The sequence below is a fragment of the Desulfosarcina sp. BuS5 genome (genome assembly GCF_028752835.1).
In the GTDB taxonomy this organism is placed as follows: Bacteria; Desulfobacterota; Desulfobacteria; order Desulfobacterales; family BuS5; genus BuS5.
The window spans coordinates 692,541-715,536 of the sequence record NZ_CP087952.1; the positions used below are offsets into that span (position 1 = coordinate 692,541).

The window sequence follows — 22,996 nt, forward strand, 5'->3', positions numbered from 1 at the left end:
TTATCCGGAAATATTTTCATATGATACTAATTAGAAGCAGACCAATCAGGGAGGCGACCAGCATAAGATCAGAAGCTTTTGGTATATGATCAATGCCAACGCCATTAAACTTTTGGCCGATATACGGTTTGTTGACAATTTTTCCAAAATATTCATTTGGACCGCCAAGCCTGACGCATAATGTACCTGCAAAGGCGGCCTCGGAAAACCCTGCATTAGGGCTTGAATGTTTCCTGCCGTCCTTGAGCGCCGATTTAAATGCCTGTGATCCTCTGCCTGCAAGTATTTGAGCAGATAATGATATAAATAGAACAGAAATACGCGCCGGCAAAAAATTGGCGACATCATCAATCCGTGCGGCAGGCTTTCCGAATTCAAGATATCTTTCATTCTTATAACCTACCATGGAATCCAATGTGTTGACCATTTTATATGCCATGGCAAGGGGAGCGCCTCCAAGGGCAGCAAAAAAAAGCGGTGAAACCACGCCATCTGCAAAATTTTCAGCAACAGTTTCCACGGTGGCCCTTGCCACGCCTTGCTCCGTTAACGGCGCAACATCTCTGCCAACGATATAAGAGACTTTGCGTTTCGCTTCATTCAATCGATTCTGCTTTAAAGATGCATAGACGTCCATAGCTGCATCGTTAAGTGATTTGGAGGAAATTGAGTAATATATAATAATAATCTCAACAACGACTTTTAAGCCGGAATCTATTAACCCTGCTGTTGCAACCAGGAGAAAGATGATGGCCCATGTCAAAATAATCAGTGCTACAGCAAACAGCGCACCGGACCAGGATAATTTTAAATTGAGCGATCTGAAGCGGGGTTCTGCAAATGTTATTGCTTTGCCCATTAACCGTACAGGATGTGGAAAGTTGTGCGGATCACCTATTACAAGATCGAGCGCAAAGGCCGTCGGAAGTATCAAAAAAGAAAAGAATTGCTCCATGTTGTTATAATTTTTTGATTATTGCTGTAAGTTTTTCCGCGAAATTATCATTTACATCACCTGCTTGCAGAGAAAACCGGATAAATTGATCTGATAAACCGACAAAGTTGGCGCAATTTCTTATAAGTACCCTCTCCTGCAGCAGATGTTTACATATGAAATCCGCACTGAGTCCGCCGTATAATTTTGCAAGGATAAAGGTAGCCTGGCCGGGAAAGAGTTTAATTTTATCAAGCGCTTTAAATCTTTTTAAAAATTTTTCTTTTTCTATATGAATAAAAGCCCTGGTTTGATCAATAAAAAGATCAACCTCATCTTTTTGCTCCATAAGATAGATAACTGCCGCCTGGGCAAGTACATTCATTGTCCAGGGCATGGCGGCCAATCGAAATTTTTCAATAATACCGGCGCTTGAAATCATAAATCCTATTCTCAAACCGGGTATTCTGAAAATTTTGGACATGGAATTCAAAACAATTATATTATCGATGCCTCTATTTACCATGCTCTCATTGCTTGCAGAGTTTACAAACTGCAAATATGATTCATCAATAATAAATAATTTATCATGGTTGTACCGGCATATTTTTTCAAGTTCCACAGCCGGTACAAGATTACCTGTCGGATTATTCGGGTTGCAGATAAAAACCGCATCAAAATCATTAACAGAATCATTTATTGAGTTTATATCATGCTTAAAATCATCCGTTTCCCCTGCCGTTAAATATTGATGCGGTATATTATTCATTATACAGGCATCAGCATAATCTGCATATGTAGGGCCGAATATAAGCGCTTTTTTTATTTTCAAAACTCTTGGAATTGAATAAATAAACTCTGTAGTACCATTACCCGCTATTACCAGTTTATCTAAAATTTCATTTCTTTCCGCAAAAGCAATCCTGGCTTTAGCTGCATCCACTTCAGGCAGGCAGCATATGGAATCGACCTTTTCTTTGATAAATGCCAGCAGACCCGGCATGGGGCCAATAGGATTTACATTGCTGCTCATGTCTATTATATCGGATGGTTTGCATCCCAGCATATTCGCTGTTTTCAATATGTTTCCGCCGTGCCCTGTAAGCATTCTATCCCCTCTTGATTATATTGAGACCAGCAGGAAAAGCATAGCTTCTATGGTCTCTGTCATAGCCCCAAGCATATCACCTGTAATGCAGCCCAATCGTTTTTTGTAATAGATCAAAATAAAAATGGTTAAACCTATAAAAAGAGCATTAAGCCACAATCCCCTCCATCCAAGAAAAAAAGAAAGCGCTATCGGTACAAGCAGCCCGCTGAAATCGGTAAGGCTTAATGGCTCATCAAAAAGATCATAACCTGTGCCGTCTGATTTCCTGCCATAGTTTAAAAACTTTATCCCAAATAACGTGCTTCCCCTTGAATAGGCCGGAATCAATATAAGCAAAAGAGACCTTTTATAATCGAGGCACATGATACCGCAATATTTAATCGATAAAGCACATAGGATTGCAATAAGTCCCATCACGCCGATCCTGCTGTCTTTCATAATTGAAAGTACTTTTTCGTTTGACCTGTGCCCAAGCAATCCATCTGCAGCATCGCCAAGGCCATCAATATGAAAAGCGCCGGTCAAAATCACGAGCAAGACAACATCTAAAACCGCTACAACAGGGGCGGGCCAGATGAGCAAAAAGATTTGGTCAGAGATAGAAACTATTGTCCCTATAATAATGCCGACAATGGGGAAAAAAGCAACCATCCCCCTTGGGTCATATATCCCGGGTTTTCCCAATGGCAGAATTGTTATAAATTGAATAGCTGCTAATAAGCGATTCATGACATTTAAAATTTTCAGTTTCAATTTTTCGTCCACATTCCTTATTTTGCAATTCGTATAAGACGGATTTCACTTTTAACCAGATCTGGCACTGCAATAAGCAGTTTATCGCCTTTATCTACTATACAAAAATCGGCAGGTCCTTCAAAACCGCCTGCTATGTTTTTAATTCCTGAAACCTGGGAATATTTTAAAAGAGTTTTCGATTTCCAGTCAGTTATCAGAAAACAGCCGGTCTTAAGCTGCACAAGGCCATCGAGCATTCCAAGATCTTTAATATGTATATCGGGTTTTCCCTCATGATCAAATGAATATAAACCCTGATCTGAACCGTTCATGTCAAAACCGACTGCAAACAGGGAACCATCCTGACCGGGACAGAGGCCGTTGGGTTCGAAAAAAAGATCCCTTGCAAAAAGTGAAACCTTTGGTTCAATCTTATGATTTAGGAAGTCTGCAGGTTGGATCAGATAAATCTTTTTCCCGGAGCTGTCACTGATGAATAAGTTATTGTCAATAACCGTGGGGTCGTTGGCAAAAATAGCTCCCGGCAGATCAATTTTCCGGCCCAGGAGGGTTTTTAAATCAAAAATCCAGACCAGATCAATATCAGCAACCCAAAGTTTGCCGTTTTTAATCCATATTCCCTTTGGTTTATTAAGAGTATAACCGGAAACAGAGAATATATTATCTTCTATTATTTTACCTTTCAGAGAGACTTTGCTGATTTTTCCTTTTCCGTCCCTTAAAGTCGGATTAAGAACCGAACCGAACTGACTGACATATAAAACCTTATCTTTTGGATCAAAAGCCACCGATTCGGGGTGCATAAAACCTGTTATCGATCTATCGGATATTACGGAACTTCCTTTTGTGTTCCCGGCCATAGCGTTATCAGATAGTCCGGTTTGCAAAACTGTTATAAATAAAAATATGATAATTTGTTGCAATATTATTTTTTTCATATTCTTCACCAAAACCTTAATTTTTTTCTCATTTAGTGTCCGCCCATAAATGAGGATTTTTGTTCAAGATCAAGGCCTGCGCAAAAAATAACCGCAGGCATATATTTGATATTCCGAGGATTATTTTTTGCGCATAACGCAGATATTGGGCAAAAAGACCATTTATGGATGGACACTATTTAATTTTAACAGGAATACCCGCTACCATCCATATAACCTGATCCGCAGCAGCGGCGATATGCTGATTGGCGAATCCGGCGGCATCTCTGAACATCCGCGCGAGTCCGTTCTCCGGCACGATTCCTGTTCCTACTTCATTAGAGACCATTATAACGGAACATTTCGCTTTTTTAACAGCATCCATAAGCTTTTGTACATTTTCCAGAATGTAATCGATCCGGCTGGTCTTTAAAAGAAGGTTGGTTATCCAAAGCGTAATGCAGTCCACAAGGATAATATCCGAAGTTTCTCCATGTTCTGTTATAGCTTTGTGCAGGTTCAGCGGTTCTTCGACTGTTGTCCAGGTATTGTCCCTTTCTTCCTGGTGACGAGCCACCCTCTCCTCCATCTCATCATCATAAGGAACACATGTTGCAATAAAAATCCTAATGTTGTCAGAAAATTGATCTGCAAGTTTTAGCGCCTGGCTGCTTTTGCCGCTTCTGCATCCACCTATTACCAAAATATTTTTTTTCTCGGGAAGGGTCATAATTTTAATAACTCTTTAATAGCTTTAATATCAATATGTTTTTCAAAATAGGCAGCCAACAGGTCGTATTCTTTGTCTCTCACCGTCAGCCCGTGTGCCTGAGCTGTTTTTACATTATCAAGGCCGATACTTTCAAGCCATAATTCAGTTATGCCGGGACTGTCAAAGAGCCCGTGCATATAAGTCCCAAGTATTCTTGAAGCATCTAAAGAACAGCCGTCTTCCCTGCTGCATGTTATGCCGTTCTGTTTTGAAACGCTGAATAGAGGGTCACCTTCAAGCCTATTTGTTTTTCCCATATGTATTTCATATCCGGTTCCAGGAATTCCTTTCCATGAAAAACAGGATAATGTTGTAGTCTTGGGCGCTTTGAGAAAAGTCTCCACAGGTAATAGCGACAGTCCGCCTGTTGTCCCCGGTTTTCCTTCAATACCGTCCGGGTCGTGAACATGTCTGCCCATCATCTGATATCCGCCGCAAATCCCCAGGATATGGCCGCCTTGATCCGCGTAATTTTTAATCTCTTTTGCCCATCCGGTTGAATGCAGCCACTTAAGATCAAATTGTGTATTCTTTGAGCCTGGCAGTATGACGGCCTTAAATGAGGATAATTCCTGCAATGCTTCTATAAAAAAAAGTTCAACTCCGTTTAGAGATAAAAGTGGATCAAAATCAGTAAAATTGGAAATATGCGGCAAGCGTATAACCGCTATCCCTTTTTGGCTGCGGCCTTTAATTGCAACCTTTTTTACGTTCTCTATGACTACCGAATCTTCAGCTTCAATGCGGATATGATCATACCAGGGCAGCACCCCGAATACTTTTTTCCCTGTTTTTTTTTCTATCCAGCTTATGCCATCTGAAAATAGAGATTTATCCCCCCTGAACCTGTTGATTATAAAACCTGCTATCATTTCACGCTGTGTTTCTGCGAGGCATTCCAGGGTGCCTACTATCTGGGCAAACACGCCGCCCTTGTGAATATCGGCCACTAAAATAACAGGAGCTCCTGCATATTCAGCCATTCGCAGATTAACAATGTCATTCGGCATCAAATTAACTTCAGCACATGAGCCGGCGCCTTCGATCACAACAAGTTCATATTTTTCACGCAAGCTGTCAAGGGCAGAACAGGCTTGTGAAAAAAACTCATTTTTTTTTGAATGATATTCCATGGCTGAACTGTCTTCAAGGACATTGCCGAGCACCACAACCTGGGCACCGGTATCACTTGTAGGCTTTAAGAGGATAGGGTTCATGTAGACATGGGGAGCTATTCCGGCGGCCTCGGCTTGTACAATCTGGGCTCGTCCCATTTCCAGTCCATCAGGCGTTACGCCGGAATTATTCGACATATTTTGGGCCTTGAAAGGTGCGGTGCTGATTTCCTGTTTTACAAAAAACCTGCAAAGAGCAGTTGTGACAATACTTTTTCCCACATCCGAGCCGGTGCCGAAAACAGCTAAACATTTCCCGCTTTTTAAGGCTTTATTTTTCAATTCCAACCCTGGCATTTACCCCTTTTTGATAATAATGTTTAATCTCTTTCATTTCCGTAACCAGATCCGCTCTTTCAATTACCCCGGGGTCTGCGCCCCGACCCGTTATGACAAGTTCCATGTTATCCGGTTTTGCATCAATAATATCAATCAGCTCCTGCACATCAAAGAGACCGCACATTACGGCCACATTACCTTCCTCAAGAATGACAAGATCATAGGCACCGGAGGCGACAATGCTCTTTATTTTTTCAAGCCCTTTTTTTGATGCTGCAATATCTTCAGGGGAAGGTTTTCCTTTAACAAAACCTTTTATGCCATACTGTTCAATTGTAATTAGATCTGAAAATCTCTCCAGGGCCTTGATTTCACTGTAATCCCCCATCTTCATAAACTGCCCGATAAATACTTTCATTCCAGCGCCTGCCGCCCTGATGGAAAGCCCCAGGGATGCAGTGGTTTTTCCCTTGCCGTTGCCGGTATAAATCTGCAAGTAGCCTTTAAATCCTTTTGGAGCCATATTACCCCTCTGCCTTTATTTTATATTTTTTTGAATACCCTCTTGGGGTAATCATGAAATCCATATAAACAGTTGAAGTACTGTTTCCGATAAATACGGTCGTCAGCATGTTTATCGGTACTGTATCAAGATGCTCAAGGGTTGTAATCCCAATACGTTGATCTTTTCGCATTGCGCTTGTTGCAACCCCCACAGGTGTTGATTTATCCCTGTATTTAAGCAGTATTTCCCTGGCTTTTTTAATCTGCCAGTCTCTTTTTTTACTTTTAGGATTATACAATACCACAACAAAGTCTGCTTTTGCTGCCGCTTCAAGGCGATTTTCAATAATATCCCAGGGCGTCAAAAGATCACTAAGACTGATAGCTGCAAAATCATGGGTTAAAGGCGCTCCAAGAAGGGCGGCCCCTGAACATAAGGCCGGTATTCCCGGGATAACCTCTATATAGAGCTCGTTCCCGTCCGGTTCTGATACGCTTTCAAAAGAAGTTTTCCTGATTCTGATTTGTTTTTTTTGGCACATTTCAAGGGCCAGGCCTGCCATGGCATAAATCCCTGAGTCTCCGCTTGAAACTATTGCGCATGATTGCCCGTTTAAAGCCGTATTGATGGCGGCTTCGACCCGTTCTACCTCTTTTGTCATGGCAGTGCTGATAATTTTTTTACCCTTTATCAGCGGCCGTACAAGATCAATATATGTTGAATACCCTGCCACCGTATCGACTATTTCCAGCACTTCATGTGCACGCACTGAAAGGTAATCCGAATTGCCGGGACCTATTCCAACTATGTAGAGGGCATTCGCGCTATGGCAATTGTTACATTTCCTTTTATCTGTTTGGGAACTATCAATTTCCCGTTCTCTGCCGATAGAATCGCTGCTGCTTCGCATACGCTGGTAACTCCGATATGTTTTTTTACCATTAATGACGGATTTTTTATCTCTTTTACCTGCTCAAGCTTTTTTTTGCTATAAAATTTTATTGGCAGATTAAGATCTGCGGCAAGCTCAAGCAGACCCTTTTCATCCGATTTGATATCAATCGACGCCAAATTCAAAACGCTCCGTGGGGACAGATCGAACAGATCAAGAACCTCCGTTAAAAAAGTCTTAAGCTCCTGCCTGCTTGTATTTCTATTACATCCCATCCCGATTGACAAGGTAACCGGCCTTAAAATTAAAAAATGAGCTGGAATATCAGCCTTGATATCATCTATAAAAACACCCGCAGTCTTAACCGGAATTCGATTTTTGCCTATTGTATCATCATCAAGGTTATAATCAACACTATTCATAATCATGTTTGATGCAGAAAGAGTCCCTGTTAAATATTGATACGGATCATGGAGTATAATTTTTTTTCCACTCAGCAACGCCATACTTACATTTTTGATTGCTTCAGGATTTTCTATGACCAACCCTTTTTTACAGGCAAGCAGGTCAATGGCCGGTATCTTATTTATATCCGTTGCAGTTGTAATAACCGGATCTGCGCCTGTGATCCCTGCAATTTTTAAAGTAAGTTCATTGGCACCGCCGATATGTCCGGAAAGTAAGCTTATTGCATGCAGTCCTTTTTCATCAACAACCACAACAGCCGGATCTTTTGTTTTATGCCGGATTAAAGGCGCTATAATCCTTATCACAATACCTGTGGACATAATAAAGATATGCCCCTTGTATTGATGAAAAACCTCGGCCAGGGTTCTGGATAAAACAGTGAAAGATAAAACGGAACAATTGCTTGTATTTATTTGGGGTTTAAGTTTTGAAGAGATATACAAGTCCGTATCGGCTATTTCTGCCGTAATCCTGGAGGCTAAGCGTGCACTTTGAATTGTTAGGCTCCATACCGCAAATTTTTTTTTGTATATACCGCAAACAGCAGATCTCATATTCTTAGACAAGAGGGATGTTATTATTCAAAAAATATTTCTTTATTAATTCCAATACGGGGAGGCTGTTGAAATCAGCGTACCCGAGGTTATGAGTATTTTCAAGGAAATTCAGGAGTAACCTTAAGAACGAGGACGAAATGGCATATCATCAACCCGCTCACTGACTATAAACGTTTTGTTTATTAAGGTGTATTGATCTGGATTTTTAGAAGTATCTGGAAACCGGATAACAGCCAAATGGTGGTAAGCATTAAGGAAGACTGATATGACTGTTTAGTATCCTTTCAATGATACTTTTAGACTGAATGGTTACACCAGATTGGATGCCTATTTGCATGAGCGTCTCCTTTAATAGTAAAAAATACCAAGGCGGGCTATGCCCGCAACCCAAGTCAGGCATGCCACAATGCATGAATTTGTCATTATGCCAAACCATATTCACGGAATCATTGCAATCACCACCGTAGGGGCGGATTCCATATCCGCCCCATCATCCATACCCGAAATTATGCAATCATTTAAACGGCACACAACAATTGAATACATAAAAATGGTAAAATGAAATATTGCACTGATGAAAAAATAGCTGGACTCCTGATTCATGAGCGTGTATATGTGATTTACATGAGCAGAATCTTAACTATTCAGGGACGTCAGCTTTTGCCATCTGATATTGAAGCTATACGTCTATTGATTGCCGATCATCCCAACTGGCACAGAACACGACTATCCAAAGAATTGTGTAAACTTTGGGAATGGCGAACGGAAACAGGTCTGCTCAAAGATATGGCATGTCGCAGCATGCTGCGCAAACTTGAGCTAAAGGAATTTGTTACGTTGCCCGTTGCTCACCACAGCGGTAATCGTCAACGACGGATTCCCGATGTCTCCCACAGTTGTGATCCTATTGAAACCGATCTGCACACAGTCCGACCTATTCAATTGGTGACAATACAAGGTCGTGGATCTGTCAATGCTCTTTTTTATTGCCTTATGGATAAATACCACTATCTCGGATGCAAAGGGCATGTCGGAGAGCACATGAAGTATATTGCTTTTGACCATAAAAAGCGTCCGGTTGCCTGCTTGCTATTTGGTTCCGCAGCATGGAAAATTGCCCCACGTGATCGATTTATCGGGTGGGACAGCACTACCCGTCGCCAGAATCTGCGCTTGATGACAAATAACACCCGATTTTTAATTTTTCCCTGGGTACGGATTCCGCATTTAGCCAGTCATATTCTCGGAGCTAGCCTCCGGCGACTGCGCCAGGACTGGATCACAAAATACGGTCATGACCTTTGCCTGGTGGAGACTTTTATTGACCGTTCCCGTTTTGCCGGAACCTGTTACCGTGCCGCGAACTGGAAGAGAATCGGTCAGACCAAAGGGAGAAGCCGGCAAGACAGAAATCATAAACTTCAGGTATCGATCAAAGACATCTATGTGTATCCATTAACCGCCGATTACAGACAACAGCTATGTGGACAAGCTTGAGAGTGCCAGCCATCAAGACGACAGGTAAATTTTTAACCTGTATTCGGGGGCTGACCATGGAACTTACATCTACTCTGAACGCAATTCAAATTTTATTATCCGAAACTACGGCGGATTTTCAAAAACATTTAAATATCAATACGCTTTGCAAGCAGCTACGGGATGGTCTTTTTGCGCATATGGAAGCGTATTTGGCCTCGATCATCGAAAATGTCCTTTGTGATCCTGAACTTTTACCCGAACTAAAGATATGGCCGCATGGGACTTCGTTTTAATGGGTATCGTCCCACCAGCATACGGCTATTGACGGGGAAACCTATTAAGATTCAATCCCCTTATTTTGCTAAAGCCAAATCAAAGCGTCGGCCGGGACCTAAATCCAAAAAGCGAAAAAACGGGACCGGACAGCACTTCTGACTTGATTATCTTGGTTTTATCAGCAGGTGTTCAACGCTGCTTATGTCATCTGTGTCCCAGGCAACACTGCTTTGCCCATCTTTTGATGTTGTACAAAAGATGCTGCAATTTCATGGAATCAATCTCAACGTAAAGACCATCCACAGCATCACCATGAACTTGGCGAAAGATACTATGCCCATGCGGGGATGGGTATCCATCTCCGACAGCGATTGTATCGATGGAAAAACTGTTTTGGTCTGCATTGATGGCGGTCGTATCCGAGAACGAAGAACCAAACGCGGACGTCGGCCAGATCATCAGAAACGGCAGGGATACCACACCGAATGGAAAGAACCTATACAAATTGTAATCCAGACCGTTAATCCAGACGGTACCATTGCTAAAGAATGTTTACCTTTTTATGATGCAACAATGGAAGATGTCGATGCAGCCTTTGAACTGCTTGAAACATATTTGTGTGAGTTGAATATCTCAAAAGTCGATCGAGTCGTTTTTTTGTTGTGACGGAGCACGCAGTTATTGGAAACGCACAGGTCAACTGGCTAAAAAGCTCGGTGTTTCCATTCACCATGAAGTCGTCGACTATACCCATGCAAAACAGAATTTGAATAAAATTATCGACAAATTACCAAAAAAAATTTCTGCCAAAGCAAAATTCCGAATCACCGAATTATGGAAGACTCTCTTGTGGGAAGGAAAGCTTAAAGAACTGAAAAAAGATATCGGGAAATATATAAGCTATCCAAAAAACCGCAAAGAGGCCCTTAAAAAGTTCAACAACTATTTTATGAAAAACAGTAGTAGAATGCAGTATGCCAATTTTAATCGCTTGAAGCTCCCTGCTGGCAGTGGCTGTGTTGAAAGTGCAATTAGACGAGTTATAAATCTCAGATTGAAGTCTCCGGGATCCTTCTGGAAATTGGAGAATGCCGAGTCAATGTTGTTTCTAAGAAGCCAACTTCTTTCTGGAAGATGGAATATTATGATAAAGAACATTTTTAAAAATATACGAACACTTTGTTTATGCAACTAATCGGGAATGCACCCAGTGAAAATCCAGTGCAGCGATTTGTTGGCGGTGTTATAAAAGTTCATTGATGAAAAGGCGCTGAATATTGTTCTTTATTAATCAAGCCGTTCCGATATCCACTTTGGATCCCGGCGGCAGTCGAGTACGGCTCGGACGCGCACAACACCATCCTCAATTCGGTAGTACACTGCATAAGGAAACCGTTTAGAAATGAGGCGATGATATCCGTTCTGGAACGTATGAATGCCCCCCCAGAAAGTTGCAATGATTGAATATCAGACCACAGTGAATCAAGGAAATAGTCGCCAAGACCGTCAGCCTGTCGTTCATAGAAACGAAACCCGTCTGCCAAGTCAGCAGTTGCCTCATCAAGGACTTGAACCCTCATTTGAGTTGTTCCCTCACAGCTTTCTTAGCTTCGGCTATATCCAGAAAGTGTGATGCCCCTTCGGAGATGCGTTTTTCTCGGGCGAGTAATACATCGGCGTGCCAGGATGGGGAGGGGATATTCTCCGGTGTACTGGCAAGGTCGGCCCAAATTTCTTCGATCGCCTGTAGCTTGTCCTCGACGCTCATTTGTTTCAATGGAATGCTAAAGGGCATGATAATTCTCCAATTATGTTTTGGCTATATACGATTTGATACAATCATCGTAAATTATGGTGTCTTATCCCATAAGTTGTAAAGGATTTTTCGATACCGCCAACGACTGGCATGAGGGGCTGGGAAAAGCTTGCTATAGCCTTGGAAACAATCAAAAAGATGACTTTTAGGAAACCTTTGCAAAAGCGAAAAAGTCGCCCGCTTTTCCCAGTCCCGCTCCATGCCTTGGTTGGAAAAGCCGTATTATTTTTAGATACTATAAACTTTAATTATCTCTTATACTTAGATAATAGCCAGCTTGCAACCAATGGCCTCAACCACCTTTTTAACAGTCTCAAATTTAGGTAGTCCCTACAAAACAATGCAGGTGATTAAAAAGTGTCTCTGAAAACATGAATAAAAAAGATTTTTACTAAAAATTAAGATTGCTATAGACTAAAAGCAATATATTTTGTAGAGCACGGTTAAAACTCTATTCAAAGGATCGCAACCATGCAAAATACAGCAAATACAGCCCTAACACTTTTTTGTCCCAGGAAAAGCTGCAAATGTTATCAATCAACCGAGAACAAAATCACCAAGGATGGAGTTTACATAACAAAATCCGATTTTGAGCCAAGACAAATGTTTTACTGCAATGGTGGCAAACATAGATTCTCAGAAACAGGATATTCCGATCTTTTTGGAAAGCATGGCAGTTTTAAAGAATATGAGCAAACGGCAAAGCTAAACTCTTACGGCCTTGGCACTGATGCAATTGCCGATGTACTTTAAAAAGATCGAAGGACAATTGAACAACGGCAAAAAGCTATTGGACAAAAAAGCCAGCAATTTCACCTATTTTTTTGTTTTACTATCGGACTTACCATTGTATTTCTCCAGATGGATGAACTATGGTCTTACCTTAAAAATAAAAGTCAACAATTATGGGTTTTTATCGCTCTTGAATCAACAACAAAATTCTGGATCGGTTTCGAGTTGGGTTCAAGAACAACTTACACTGCAAACCGTTTAGTAAAGGGCGCTAAAAAGTTGGGCAAATGGGGAAAAGATAATATATTAAAGGTCGCTACAGATAAATTAGCGGCTTACAAAAATGCGCTCGAAAACATTATGTCTGAGATTCCTTATGCTTACCTGCAAATTGTTAAGCGCCGCATAAAGCGTAGGCTTGTAACAGTTAAAAAATATTTTGTGAAAGGTACTGTAAAAGATTTCCCCGGAAAAAGCCAAAACACCTCATTTATTGAGAGACTGAACCTTACCCTAAGGCAACATATCTCCTATCTTCAGAGAAAAACCCTGGGGTATTGCAAGAACAAGCTGAATTTTAGTAATGTAATGTGGATTAACTTATTCAACTATAATTACATACAATTTCATAAGAGCTTACGAATACGAATTAACAATGAAAACGAGAAATTTATAAAAAAGTATAACCATAATACACCGGCGATGCAGATGGGACTTACGAATTCTCCACTAAACTGGAGATATCTTATTACAGTCCCAATACCTTGTAAGTAGCTGATTTTTCGAACCTGCATTGTTTTGTAGGGACTACCGGTAATTCAATTTATTCTGTTATTTGTTCTTGTTTTGCAATGATCTCTGCAGATGTCTTTTTTGCGATGAAAATGTTTTCTTATGCAGCCTTATGGAATTCGGAACAACTTCCACCATTTCATCATCTTTTATAAAATTTATGGCCCTTTCGAGTGTAATGGGCTGCACTGGCGAGCATGCAATGCTCTCATCTTTTCCTGAAGCGCGCATATTCGTAAGCTTTTTTTCCTTGCACGGATTCACGTTTATGTCACCGCTTTTATTATGCTCTCCTATTATCATTCCTTCATAAACAGGTTCACCGGGGACGATAAAAAGACGTCCTCTTGGTTCGAGGTGAAAAAGAGCATATGCAACTGATTTACCCTGCCTGTCAGAAACAATCGATCCTGTGGATCTTATGGGGAATTCGCCTCGAAACTGCTCGTATCCTGACAAAATGGTGTTCATGATCCCGGTTCCCCTGGTATCCGTAAGAAATTCATCCCTGTAACCGATCAATGAACGGGAAGGAATAGAAAATTCACCCCTCACTCTACCTTTCCCGTTATTCACGAGGTTTGTCATCCGTCCCTTTCGCAGGGAAAGCTTTTCGGTGACAACGCCCAAGAAATCTTCAGCGCAATCCACGTATAATTTCTCGATTGGTTCCATGGTATTCCCGTTTTCATGTTTGTAAATCACCTTGGGCCTTCCCACGCTCAACTCGAAGCCTTCCCGTCTCATAGTTTCGATCAGGATGGCCATCTGGAACTCTCCCCTGCCTTTAACGATAAAACGATCCCTGTCCTCTGTCGGTTCGAATCTTACGGCAACGTTTTGCAGGGTCTCCTTGATAAGCCTTTCACGTATTTTCCCGGATTGTATGATTTTACCATCTTTTCCGTTCAATGGAGATGTGTTTATCGTAAATTCCATGGAGATGGTCGGCTCGTCCACGGTTATTCTATTAATCGGTTTTGGAAACTCTTGCGTGCAGATGGTGTCACCTATCTTGACATCCGCCATCCCCGAAAGAACGACAATATCACCGGATTCTACGGTCTCGGCTTCCTTGAGCTTCATACCTTCATATATCTGAAGCTCCGATATTTTGAATGGAATCTGTTCATTTTTATCGTTTATGCAGACCATTGTCTCCTTGAATTCGGCATTTCCGTTCAAAATGCGTCCGATGGCAAGCTTGCCGAGATAGTCCGAATACCCGAGATCAGAGACGAGCATCTGGAATGGTTCTTCTATATTAAATCGGGGAGGAGGTATTTCATCAATGATGGTATTAAAGAGAAAATTAAGGTTATCGGTTTCTTCGGTCAGGTTTTTTTTTGCAATGCCTTCACGCCCGACAGCATAAAGATAGGGAAAATTGAGTTGTTCATCGTCTGCATCAAGATCTATGAAAAGGTCATATATTTCATCAAGAATCTCATCCGGACGCGCATCCTTTCTGTCGATTTTGTTTATCACAACTATGACTTTGAGCCTTTTTTCAAGGGTTTTTTTTAACACGAAACGTGTCTGGGGCAGCGGCCCTTCGGATGCATCGACAAGAAGAATGGCGCCGTCAGCCATAGTAAGCGCTCGTTCTACCTCACCGCTGAAATCAGCATGTCCGGGGGTGTCGATTATGTTAATTTTGACACCTTTCCATTGCACGGAACAGTTTTTTGCTGCGATCGTGATCCCTCTTTCCTTCTCCAGATCCATGGTGTCCATGATCCTTTCATCGACTTCCAGCCCAGGCCTGAAGATTCCGCTCTGCCTGAACATGTGATCCACCAGGGTTGTCTTGCCATGATCAACATGAGCTATGATCGCAATGTTTCTAATTTTTTGGTTACTTGTTTCTTTTTTCAATGTATGCTTTTCCATTTCACTGTATTCTTTTAAAGATTTATTGTATTAATGATTAACCAGTTAAAATAATCATGTAATTTCTAATTTCAAGCTTTGAATGGTTTTTCATGTTTTTGGTGTAAAACTATGGATCACATCAGTGAAGCGTCCACCAGAAGCAAGGCTTTCATGAATGTCCTGGAAGATTCGCTGTTTGGGCTGGTCGTAAAAACTTAAAGGAGATTATAAAAAAATGAAAATTCTGTTTGCTGCTCCTGAAAATGCGTGGGGAGGCTTTTTGGGGCTGATACGGTCTGAACTTCCCGGGCACACTTTTGAGGCAACCGGTCGATTCAGGGCTGATAATTTAAAGGGTTATGATGTTTTGATACCAACTATGTGTTCTGTCACCGAACAAATGATAACTGCAAGTGACCGACTACGCCTGATACAACAATGCGGATCAGGGCTTGAAGGTGTTGACGTGGAGGCAGCCATCAAAAATAATATCTGGGTTGCCAATGTTCCCACCGCCAATTCCGGGAACGCTGACTCCGTAGCTGAAATCGGAATATATATGATGATCGGCCTTTCAAGGAATTTCAAAAATATGGCCCAAAGCATGTTGGCGGGCAAGATGGGAGAACCCCGGGGAAAATCACTGTGCGGCAAAACCGCGGGTCTGGTAGGACTTGGCGGAATAGGGCAAGCCTTGATTAAAAGGCTGAAAGCCTTTGACGTTCATTTGATTGGAATCAAACGAAATAACCCACTCCAGGCTCAAAAGGATTTTGGGCTTGAGTGGGCCGGCGGGCCCGATGATCTTAACCGACTGGCTCGCCGATCTGACTTTTTGATCCTTTGTTTGCCTCTGACCCAAGAGAATAAAAATATTATTAACCAAACAACATTTCATAATATGAAACCTGGTTCTTTCCTGATTAATTTATCCCGGGGCGGCCTGGTCGATCGCGGCGCGCTTGAGGAAGCACTTGCAAGCGGTAAGATTGGGGGAGCAGGTCTGGATGTTTTCTGGGAAGAACCTCCTGATCCTGATGATCCCATATTTAACTTTAACGTGCTTGCAACTCCTCATATATCAGGTTCAACAGATGTATCCATGCAGGGGATTGTTAAAGGGGTTGCTGAAAACATAAGAAGAATCGCAAAAGGACTTGAACCTTTGAATAACAAGAATAACCATGGCAAAATATGAACATCAACATTAAAAAACGTGTTTCAATGATAGCGAGCCTCGTTGCATTGCTTTGGATTATAGAACTTATTGATATTGCAACAGGAAATAAATTCGGCATATATGGAATTCTTCCCAGAACAGTAATCGGTTTGCGCGGAATTATTTTTTCTCCCTTTATTCACCAGAATATCTATCACCTTCTGCTTAACACCATACCTTTTGTAATTCTTGGCAGCCTGGTAAGTTTACGTGGATTAGATGGCTTCCTGGAACTTTCGCTCTTTGTCATGCTTGTCGGTGGAGCAGGGGTCTGGTTGGTTGGCCGGCCGGCGTATCATATTGGAGCCAGCGGGCTGATTTTCGGGTATTTCGGATTTCTGGCAACTGCCGGCTGGTATGAGAGACAATTCAGCTCCATTTTTATATCACTTGTTGTTTTATTTTTGTATGGAGGGCTTCTCCAGGGCGTCTTTCCGGGCAGACCTTTTGTATCATGGGAAGGGCACCTTTGCGGACTTCTTGCCGGTGTAGCCTGCGCGCGTCTATCGACTTTAAGATAAAAATTTTGGGTGCGTTATCGGTCGTCGGAGTATTACAATACGCCTTCCTCCCTCTGGCCTTCCCAAAATCATTATCTTAAAGCCGATATTAAAAAAGACGAGTAAAAACGACTGATAGAAAGAAGAAATGAACATAAATTCGATGGTGAAATCAGATCTGTCATTCGGACGGGCAGCAATTTATATCATTACCTTCCTCATGGGCGGTTGTGGAATTGCCTATGAATATACGTTTAGTAAAATTGCTTCCGATCTCCTGGGAAACTCGGTTCAACAGTGGGCCGTTATTATTGGATTAATGATGTTCTGCATGGGGATCGGTTCCGATATCCAAAAGTACATCAAGGATAAACATATTTTTGACAGCTTTATTTTTTTTGAGATTATTCTCAGTTTAATCGGAGGATTCGGACCAATATTTCTTTTATTTGTTTTTGGGGCCGGCCGGGATTATTTTGCGCTGGCCCAATATGGACTGTCAACTGTTACGGGAATACTGATCGGCCTGGAAATACCTGTTCTGGCGCGCATTAATGAGCGTTATACCCCACAGCTAAGGTTGAATATCGGTGGTATTCTGAGGATGGATTATATTGGAGCATTCCTCGGCGCCCTATCCTGGATTTTTGTTCTGACCCGATTTTTTACTATAATTCAAACAGGATTCATTATAGGCATTATTAACAATATAGTTGCAGGTATTGCGCTGCTCTATTTTGTAAAAAATGCTTCAAAAAAATTTATCCTGGCCGGCTCTGCAATAGTAAGTGTCGTGGCATTAGGGTATGGTTTTTGTAATGCACCGGCCTGGACAGCCTGCGCAGAGCAGAGGCTTTTTCTTGACCCGATAGTGTATAGCAAAACGACAGTCTATCAACATATTGTTTTAACACAGCATTTCTCAGGAGATATTGCCTGCTATATTAACGGACATTTGCAATTCCATAGCAATGATGAATATATCTATCATGAATTTCTTGTTCATCCGGCCATGCACGCAGCACAAAAACGAAAACGGATTCTTGTCCTTGGCGGTGGTGACGGGCTTGCGGTACGGGAAATTTTAAAATATAAAGAGGTTAGATCTATTACCTTGGTTGATATTGATCCTGAAATGACGGATATTGCAATAAACAATCCCTATCTTGCTTCTTTAAATCAAGGAAGTTTGCAGCATGCTAAAGTCAGTGTTATAAAAAACAGGGCGATTAAATCAGGTAAAAAAAAAGAGGTTCCCATACAAAATCGTGCCCGCCCCTTGTTGCAGGAGTTTACTCCAGGGCCTGAAATATCTATTATCAATATGGATGCGGCCAAATTTATTGAACAGGCGCCTGGGCTTTTTGATGTTATAATTATAGATTTCCCTGATCCGAACTCTTTAGAACTTTCAAAATTATACTCAAAAGGTTTTTACGAAAAAATATATAATAAATTGTCCCGAAATGGTATTTTTGTACAGCAATCTTCATCACCCTTTTTTACTCAAAAGGCATTCATCTGTATTGGTAAAACCATCAAAAGCGCAAAATTTTCAACAGTTCCTATCCATGAAAATGTTCCTTCTTTTGGGGAATGGGGATGGTGGCTTGGTTGTAAAAAAGATTTTATGTCGGAAAACCGGCTTAAGCATGCGCTTCAGTCGATTGACTCGCTTTTTGTTGAAACGCAATACCTTACACCGCAATTAATCAAAGCAAGTTTGTCTTTTGGAAAAAATATTCATTTTAATAATGCAGATATAAAAATAAATACCATGTTAAATAATGTTATTTACAAATACTACATTCAAGAATTAAAAGAAAATGAGTAACGGAAAGGATAGAAAAATGGGCGTCTTTCACTGAGATGTAAAAGTAGTTAACACTTTTTCCCATGTTAGAACCGGTCTTTTCACCGCAGAGAAACTGCTTATTTTTTAATGTAATATCTCAGCGAACTCTGCGTTCTCCGCGGTGAAATCCAATTTTTTATGCAAAGTAAATGTAAACTAAAAATAAAGGATGCCGAAAAATGAAAAAATATTTTATTCCAATCCTTGTTGTTTTTGTCTTTATCTGGGCTATGAAAGGAATCGATTCCGGCTCTTCCCAAAGGGATGCGGCCAATGATAATATCAATCTAACAGTTGATTCCCAGGCAAAAGAGGGGCTTGATCTCAAGGCGTTGACGGAATTAGTTAAAAATGGGGAAAGCGCTGAAGATATTGAAAATAAATTGAATCAACCCGGCGGTATAAATAACCTTGATCTTGACGAAAATGATGAAGTCGATTTTATTAATGTAACGGAGTATGGCAACAAAAAAGATGCACATGGATTTTCATTTACCGTAAAGCTCGACAATGGCGAAGAGCAGGAAATCGCTGAAATTGAAATTAAAAAAAGCGGTGAAAATGCCGACATAGTTACCAGAGGCAACCAACAGGTCTACGGACAGAATCACTATTATCACTCTTATCATCCGATCTCCACCTTCCTACTCTGGAGTTATCTGATGAGTCCCCATCCTTTTTACTTTTCTCCCTGGCACCATGGCTACTACCCATCGTATTATGGTTATCACCGACCGGTGGAACGAAATACTTATAGAGCACGAACAAGAAATATAACGCGCAACAGTACGGTTACCCCTTTATCTGCAAACTCCGCCGAAAGTAAAAGCAGCTTGTCGAATCCCAACCGGGGCAAATCTGCAAATCAAGGCATCAAAAAAGGCCTGTCGCAACCAACCAGAACCCAAAAGCAATTCCGGGCCAGAAATGTTGCCAGGAAAGTCGGCTCGGGCGGATTTGGCCGCACAAACACATCCTTATTTGGAGGAAGTACGACGCGTAGCTCATACTCTGCCAGAGGTTTCTCTTCCGGAAGGAGCTATGGCGGCCGCGGGAAATAAATTTATATTTTTACGTTAAGGAGAAGAACAATGGACTTTATTTCAGAATATCTATCCATTGCAGATGCGCTTAATTGCATCCACTTTGAAGGGCTGGCATATTTTTTTGTTGTTTTTATTGTATTATGGTTTGGAAAACTGATTAATGACTTATTTACCAGTTACAGCATTGATAATGAACTGACCGGCAGGGACAATAAAGCCCTTGCTGTTTCTTATGTGGGCTATTTAATGGCCCAGGGGATTATTGTTTTAGAGATCTTGCAGGGGCCTGAGGCATCAAGCCTTGTGATTGATCTTGGTTTAATAATATTATGGAGTTTAATCGGAATTCTTTTGCTTAACCTCTCCCGATATATTAATGATAAATTGATTTTAAGTAAATTCAGCAACCGTAAAGAGATTATTGACGACAAAAATATCGGCATGGGTGTGGTCCAGTTTGGAAGTTATATCGGGACTGCTTTTATTTTAAAGGCAATTATTGCCGGAGAATCCGAAGGGTTTTTTTCTGATTTATGTGGAACGGTCATATTCTTTATAGTTGGGCAATTGGGGTTTCTTGTTTTCAGTATAATTTATCAAAAAATTACTGTATATGATCTTCATGATCAAATAGAAAAAGATAACATAGCTGCCGGTGTCAGTTTTGGTGCAACACTGGTGGCTATCGGAATTTTAATGTCCCATTCAATTATGATAACAAATTCGATTCCTGCATTCTTTGTATGGTTTGTCAATGGTATGGTTTTGATTATCATCTCACGTTTTATTGTCGATAAGATTATTCTTCCCAGGCACAGGCTTGATGATGAAATCTGTCTTGACAGAAACTGGGGAGTAGCTCTGATCGAAGGCGGCTCGGCGATTATGCTTGCATTACTGATTAATGCAAGTTTTGCATAGATATAGATTGTCACATAAATAATTTCACTGCGTTATTGGTCGTCGGGGTAAGGGTTCAAGATTTTGAACCCCTACGCCCCCTGGCCTTCCCAAAAGCATTATTTTAGAGTCTATGCGTGAGGAAGACATTGTATATGGCAAATTCATTTACAGTATCGGAAGAACAAAAAAAACAGTTTGCGGCGGCTTATTTACTTAACGTTATGGTAAACGAAAAGGTCATAATACCGCTTTATCTTGAAGAGAAGGATATTGATCTCGAACCTGTTTTGGAATATATGATGATGAAACGCTACCTTTCCGTTGAAAACCAGGAGTTTTATGCTCCGACGGATAAAGGTAAGGAGATTCTCAGACGCTTTATGCAACGATATTCCGAATTTTTAAAAATATTTGATATTTATTGTGCTGTTGACCTTGAAGAGGGTGTTTTTGCATTTGAAGAATATTTTAATATTACTGATGCGCAGCAATGGAATAAATATATAAACGATGAACGTTGGGAGGATCTGCGTGTTGCAGTTGCGCTTTACAAAAAATTGAATCCTGTTGAAATTGTCTTTATGAGTTTCCTGCACGAGGGACAGTTCGGCAACAGGGGGGAGGGCTGGCAGTTTGATCTCCTGCTCGGGTCAATCTGGGATGATATCCTGGAGGTATGCAATACAGCCTTGAACGCCTCCGATCTTGCTTATGAAGATGAATATGGAGACCTTGTCGATGGTAATATGGTTTTAGAAGATGTGATTATCCAGGGGGCTGAAATAAATCTTGCTCTGCATAAACAGGAACAGGAATTGCATCAGGAAAAACAGGAAAAACAGGAAAATGATGATTTTGATGATGGCTATGGTGTCGCAAATATAGAAACTGAAGTGTACGAATATTATTGCCAACCAATGTATATAAGTCCACTGTGGGCATTAATTCTTTTTATTTAAACATTATTTCATTCACGTTCCTTACAATGTAAACCAAGTATCAATTATAAAAGGAGATTAATCCAATGCAAAATATTCTTATTCGTGATCTTCGTTATTCCACCCTGGAAGATTTTCTTAATGATAATGATTTTTTTGTTGAAAAAGTATCAGAGAATATTCTCAAGGTAAACCGGTCTCATGAGCAGTCTGTTTATTTAAACAGGCAAGATAATACTATCTATTTTTCAATTGATCTTGGCGGGATAAAAGATTTGGGTTCTGAAAGTTGTTATTTTAAACTGCTTGATTTAAATACTGAAATTCTACCTGTGAGTATTGGTATCGATACAACGGAAGGATTAGATCCTCGTTTGGTTCTGGTTGAGAGCCGTGAATTCAGTAATATAGACCGCAATGAACTTTTATCCGTATTTGATGCGTTTGAGATAGCTGTTGATAAGGTAGAAGGACTATTGTCTGAATTTATAAAATAAAGAAGGAGTTGACTAATGAGTATTTTTCGAAGAATATTTAAAATAGGTCAGGCTAGTATAAATAAAACAATTGACGGACTGGAAAAACCGGAAGTTATGCTTGAGCAGGCAATTCGTGATCAGCAAAAACGTATTGGTGATGTTAAAAAAAGCGTTCAAGGGGTTATAGCGACTGAAAGACAAACTAAAGCTCTCCTTGATCGGGAGCAGGAAAATAAAAATATCTGGGAGCAAAAAGCATCGGCAGCTTTACAAGCCGGAAGAGAGGATCTTGCTACCAAAGCCCTGGTCCGTAGTGAAGAGCATGAGCAAAAAGCCGGGTCCCTGAAACCACAGTGGGAAATGCAACGGTCTGAAATTGAGAAGCTTAAAAGCAGTATCCGGCAAATGGAGGATGAGCTGGCAGATCTAAAAAGGAATAAAGATATTATCATAGCCCAGAGTAAAGCAGCTCAAGCCAAGAAAGAGATATACGAAGCAAAAGCGAAGATTGGGACAAACAAAACAACTGATTTAATTGACCGAATGAAAGCCAAGGCAGAACGAGTTTCCTATGAAGCGGCAGCGGCGGAAGAGATTGCAGATGAAGCTACCGGCGACTCCCTGGAAAAAGAGTTTCAAGATCTCGGAGATGGTGTTGCCGGGCAATCGGTACAGGATAAGCTTGCGGCATTGAAAGCAAAGTTGCAATAAAATTATAAC

27 protein-coding genes are annotated in these 22,996 nt (G+C 41.0%); 15 read left to right on the forward strand and 12 right to left on the reverse strand.

Translation table 11 applies throughout. From position 1 onward, the window contains the following. Positions 1 to 16: 16 nt before the first annotated feature. The 9 genes from cbiB to BuS5_RS03280 form a co-directional block, all read right to left on the reverse strand. Complete coding sequence (cbiB, locus tag BuS5_RS03240) at positions 17 to 934, reverse strand: adenosylcobinamide-phosphate synthase CbiB (protein ID WP_035265386.1); 918 nt, start codon at positions 932 to 934, stop codon at positions 17 to 19. 25 nt (positions 935 to 959) lie between these two features. Next, a complete protein-coding gene (locus tag BuS5_RS03245; protein ID WP_027353907.1) occupies positions 960 to 2,042 on the reverse strand; it encodes a pyridoxal phosphate-dependent aminotransferase in 1,083 nt (360 codons plus the stop codon). Positions 2,043 to 2,057: 15 nt separating this feature from the next. Next, entirely contained in the window at positions 2,058 to 2,798 is a 741-nt protein-coding gene (gene cobS / locus BuS5_RS03250; RefSeq protein ID WP_232223048.1) for an adenosylcobinamide-GDP ribazoletransferase, read from the reverse strand. Between the two features lie 17 nt (positions 2,799 to 2,815). Further along, a complete protein-coding gene (locus BuS5_RS03255) occupies positions 2,816 to 3,739 on the reverse strand; it encodes a hypothetical protein (RefSeq protein WP_051374769.1) in 924 nt (307 codons plus the stop codon). A gap of 175 nt (positions 3,740 to 3,914) precedes the next feature. Next, positions 3,915 to 4,448, reverse strand: a complete 534-nt coding sequence (cobU, locus tag BuS5_RS03260; protein ID WP_035265374.1) for a bifunctional adenosylcobinamide kinase/adenosylcobinamide-phosphate guanylyltransferase — start codon at positions 4,446 to 4,448, stop codon at positions 3,915 to 3,917. Beyond that, on the reverse strand, positions 4,445 to 5,947 hold the full coding sequence (locus tag BuS5_RS03265) for a cobyric acid synthase (RefSeq protein WP_027353910.1): 1,503 nt from the start codon (positions 5,945 to 5,947) through the stop codon (positions 4,445 to 4,447). Before BuS5_RS03265 ends, cobU begins: the two co-directional genes overlap by 4 nt. After that, positions 5,937 to 6,467, reverse strand: coding sequence for a cob(I)yrinic acid a,c-diamide adenosyltransferase (locus tag BuS5_RS03270; RefSeq protein WP_027353911.1), 531 nt, complete (start codon positions 6,465 to 6,467; stop codon positions 5,937 to 5,939). The genes BuS5_RS03265 and BuS5_RS03270 overlap by 11 nt, the downstream gene beginning before the upstream one ends. Position 6,468: 1 nt before the next feature. Then, positions 6,469 to 7,218, reverse strand: a complete 750-nt coding sequence (cobJ, locus tag BuS5_RS03275) for a precorrin-3B C(17)-methyltransferase (protein ID WP_274427996.1) — start codon at positions 7,216 to 7,218, stop codon at positions 6,469 to 6,471. Positions 7,219 to 7,253: 35 nt separating this feature from the next. Further along, on the reverse strand, positions 7,254 to 8,363 hold the full coding sequence (locus tag BuS5_RS03280; RefSeq protein ID WP_027353913.1) for a cobalt-precorrin 5A hydrolase: 1,110 nt from the start codon (positions 8,361 to 8,363) through the stop codon (positions 7,254 to 7,256). A 379-nt stretch (positions 8,364 to 8,742) separates the two neighbouring features. Here BuS5_RS03280 and BuS5_RS03285 point away from each other — a divergent pair, with 379 nt between their 5' ends. From BuS5_RS03285 to BuS5_RS03305, 5 genes are all read left to right on the forward strand, one after another. Continuing rightward, positions 8,743 to 8,928, forward strand: coding sequence for a transposase (locus BuS5_RS03285; protein WP_027353914.1), 186 nt, complete (start codon positions 8,743 to 8,745; stop codon positions 8,926 to 8,928). Positions 8,929 to 8,990: 62 nt separating this feature from the next. After that, positions 8,991 to 9,863 (forward strand): Druantia anti-phage system protein DruA, encoded by an 873-nt coding sequence (locus tag BuS5_RS03290; RefSeq protein WP_027353915.1) that lies wholly within the window; start codon positions 8,991 to 8,993, stop codon positions 9,861 to 9,863. 56 nt (positions 9,864 to 9,919) lie between these two features. After that, positions 9,920 to 10,138, forward strand: a complete 219-nt coding sequence (locus BuS5_RS03295) for a hypothetical protein (RefSeq protein WP_027353916.1) — start codon at positions 9,920 to 9,922, stop codon at positions 10,136 to 10,138. 184 nt (positions 10,139 to 10,322) lie between these two features. After that, on the forward strand, positions 10,323 to 10,787 hold the full coding sequence (locus tag BuS5_RS03300; RefSeq protein WP_027353917.1) for a hypothetical protein: 465 nt from the start codon (positions 10,323 to 10,325) through the stop codon (positions 10,785 to 10,787). Between the two features lie 100 nt (positions 10,788 to 10,887). Continuing rightward, complete coding sequence (locus BuS5_RS03305; RefSeq protein WP_051374771.1) at positions 10,888 to 11,316, forward strand: hypothetical protein; 429 nt, start codon at positions 10,888 to 10,890, stop codon at positions 11,314 to 11,316. Positions 11,317 to 11,374: 58 nt separating this feature from the next. On the opposite strand, the gene BuS5_RS03310 is transcribed toward BuS5_RS03305, so the two are convergent. Beyond that, positions 11,375 to 11,701 carry a hypothetical protein gene (locus BuS5_RS03310; RefSeq protein WP_232223051.1) on the reverse strand — a complete coding sequence of 109 codons (327 nt, stop codon included), beginning with the start codon at positions 11,699 to 11,701 and terminating at the stop codon, positions 11,375 to 11,377. Then, the gene (locus tag BuS5_RS03315) at positions 11,698 to 11,916 is read right to left on the reverse strand and encodes an addiction module protein (RefSeq protein WP_027353918.1); all 219 of its coding nucleotides are present in this window, start codon (positions 11,914 to 11,916) and stop codon (positions 11,698 to 11,700) included. Before BuS5_RS03315 ends, BuS5_RS03310 begins: the two co-directional genes overlap by 4 nt. A gap of 492 nt (positions 11,917 to 12,408) precedes the next feature. Here BuS5_RS03315 and BuS5_RS03320 point away from each other — a divergent pair, with 492 nt between their 5' ends. Beyond that, complete coding sequence (locus BuS5_RS03320) at positions 12,409 to 12,690, forward strand: hypothetical protein (protein ID WP_274427997.1); 282 nt, start codon at positions 12,409 to 12,411, stop codon at positions 12,688 to 12,690. A 93-nt stretch (positions 12,691 to 12,783) separates the two neighbouring features. Further along, positions 12,784 to 13,443, forward strand: coding sequence for an IS1 family transposase (locus BuS5_RS03325; protein ID WP_274428165.1), 660 nt, complete (start codon positions 12,784 to 12,786; stop codon positions 13,441 to 13,443). A gap of 57 nt (positions 13,444 to 13,500) precedes the next feature. Here the strand turns inward: BuS5_RS03325 and typA are convergent, their stop codons facing one another. Beyond that, positions 13,501 to 15,339, reverse strand: coding sequence for a translational GTPase TypA (gene typA, locus BuS5_RS03330; RefSeq protein ID WP_027354115.1), 1,839 nt, complete (start codon positions 15,337 to 15,339; stop codon positions 13,501 to 13,503). Positions 15,340 to 15,571: 232 nt separating this feature from the next. On the opposite strand from typA, the gene BuS5_RS03335 reads away from it, so the two are divergent. From BuS5_RS03335 to BuS5_RS03370, 8 genes are all read left to right on the forward strand, one after another. Further along, positions 15,572 to 16,534 (forward strand): 2-hydroxyacid dehydrogenase, encoded by a 963-nt coding sequence (locus BuS5_RS03335; RefSeq protein WP_035265554.1) that lies wholly within the window; start codon positions 15,572 to 15,574, stop codon positions 16,532 to 16,534. Continuing rightward, positions 16,531 to 17,076: a rhomboid family intramembrane serine protease gene (locus tag BuS5_RS03340; protein ID WP_027354116.1), complete on the forward strand. Its 546-nt coding sequence runs from the start codon at positions 16,531 to 16,533 to the stop codon at positions 17,074 to 17,076. The genes BuS5_RS03335 and BuS5_RS03340 overlap by 4 nt, the downstream gene beginning before the upstream one ends. Before the next feature lie 127 nt (positions 17,077 to 17,203). Then, positions 17,204 to 18,889, forward strand: a complete 1,686-nt coding sequence (locus BuS5_RS03345) for a polyamine aminopropyltransferase (RefSeq protein ID WP_084446018.1) — start codon at positions 17,204 to 17,206, stop codon at positions 18,887 to 18,889. Between the two features lie 200 nt (positions 18,890 to 19,089). Next, positions 19,090 to 19,971 (forward strand): hypothetical protein, encoded by an 882-nt coding sequence (locus BuS5_RS03350; RefSeq protein WP_027354117.1) that lies wholly within the window; start codon positions 19,090 to 19,092, stop codon positions 19,969 to 19,971. A gap of 30 nt (positions 19,972 to 20,001) precedes the next feature. After that, on the forward strand, positions 20,002 to 20,877 hold the full coding sequence (locus BuS5_RS03355; protein WP_027354118.1) for a DUF350 domain-containing protein: 876 nt from the start codon (positions 20,002 to 20,004) through the stop codon (positions 20,875 to 20,877). Between the two features lie 134 nt (positions 20,878 to 21,011). Further along, positions 21,012 to 21,818: a hypothetical protein gene (locus tag BuS5_RS03360; RefSeq protein WP_027354119.1), complete on the forward strand. Its 807-nt coding sequence runs from the start codon at positions 21,012 to 21,014 to the stop codon at positions 21,816 to 21,818. A gap of 65 nt (positions 21,819 to 21,883) precedes the next feature. Continuing rightward, positions 21,884 to 22,294 carry a hypothetical protein gene (locus tag BuS5_RS03365; protein WP_027354120.1) on the forward strand — a complete coding sequence of 137 codons (411 nt, stop codon included), beginning with the start codon at positions 21,884 to 21,886 and terminating at the stop codon, positions 22,292 to 22,294. 15 nt (positions 22,295 to 22,309) lie between these two features. Next, the gene (locus tag BuS5_RS03370) at positions 22,310 to 22,987 is read left to right on the forward strand and encodes a PspA/IM30 family protein (RefSeq protein ID WP_027354121.1); all 678 of its coding nucleotides are present in this window, start codon (positions 22,310 to 22,312) and stop codon (positions 22,985 to 22,987) included. Positions 22,988 to 22,996 lie beyond the last annotated feature (9 nt).

Coding starts and splice junctions, on each gene's coding strand:
- BuS5_RS03245 (WP_027353907.1), bottom strand. CDS start 2,042: ATGCTTACAGGGCACGGCGGAAACATATTGAAAACAGCGAATATGCTG.
- BuS5_RS03255 (WP_051374769.1), bottom strand. CDS start 3,739: ATGAAAAAAATAATATTGCAACAAATTATCATATTTTTATTTATAACA.
- cobU (WP_035265374.1), bottom strand. CDS start 4,448: ATGACCCTTCCCGAGAAAAAAAATATTTTGGTAATAGGTGGATGCAGA.
- BuS5_RS03270 (WP_027353911.1), bottom strand. CDS start 6,467: ATGGCTCCAAAAGGATTTAAAGGCTACTTGCAGATTTATACCGGCAAC.
- BuS5_RS03280 (WP_027353913.1), bottom strand. CDS start 8,363: ATGAGATCTGCTGTTTGCGGTATATACAAAAAAAAATTTGCGGTATGG.
- BuS5_RS03285 (WP_027353914.1), top strand. CDS start 8,743: ATGCCCGCAACCCAAGTCAGGCATGCCACAATGCATGAATTTGTCATT.
- BuS5_RS03290 (WP_027353915.1), top strand. CDS start 8,991: ATGAGCAGAATCTTAACTATTCAGGGACGTCAGCTTTTGCCATCTGAT.
- BuS5_RS03295 (WP_027353916.1), top strand. CDS start 9,920: ATGGAACTTACATCTACTCTGAACGCAATTCAAATTTTATTATCCGAA.
- BuS5_RS03300 (WP_027353917.1), top strand. CDS start 10,323: ATGTCATCTGTGTCCCAGGCAACACTGCTTTGCCCATCTTTTGATGTT.
- BuS5_RS03310 (WP_232223051.1), bottom strand. CDS start 11,701: ATGAGGGTTCAAGTCCTTGATGAGGCAACTGCTGACTTGGCAGACGGG.
- BuS5_RS03315 (WP_027353918.1), bottom strand. CDS start 11,916: ATGCCCTTTAGCATTCCATTGAAACAAATGAGCGTCGAGGACAAGCTA.
- BuS5_RS03320 (WP_274427997.1), top strand. CDS start 12,409: ATGCAAAATACAGCAAATACAGCCCTAACACTTTTTTGTCCCAGGAAA.
- BuS5_RS03335 (WP_035265554.1), top strand. CDS start 15,572: ATGAAAATTCTGTTTGCTGCTCCTGAAAATGCGTGGGGAGGCTTTTTG.
- BuS5_RS03340 (WP_027354116.1), top strand. CDS start 16,531: ATGAACATCAACATTAAAAAACGTGTTTCAATGATAGCGAGCCTCGTT.
- BuS5_RS03345 (WP_084446018.1), top strand. CDS start 17,204: ATGAACATAAATTCGATGGTGAAATCAGATCTGTCATTCGGACGGGCA.
- BuS5_RS03350 (WP_027354117.1), top strand. CDS start 19,090: ATGAAAAAATATTTTATTCCAATCCTTGTTGTTTTTGTCTTTATCTGG.
- BuS5_RS03355 (WP_027354118.1), top strand. CDS start 20,002: ATGGACTTTATTTCAGAATATCTATCCATTGCAGATGCGCTTAATTGC.
- BuS5_RS03360 (WP_027354119.1), top strand. CDS start 21,012: ATGGCAAATTCATTTACAGTATCGGAAGAACAAAAAAAACAGTTTGCG.
- BuS5_RS03365 (WP_027354120.1), top strand. CDS start 21,884: ATGCAAAATATTCTTATTCGTGATCTTCGTTATTCCACCCTGGAAGAT.
- BuS5_RS03370 (WP_027354121.1), top strand. CDS start 22,310: ATGAGTATTTTTCGAAGAATATTTAAAATAGGTCAGGCTAGTATAAAT.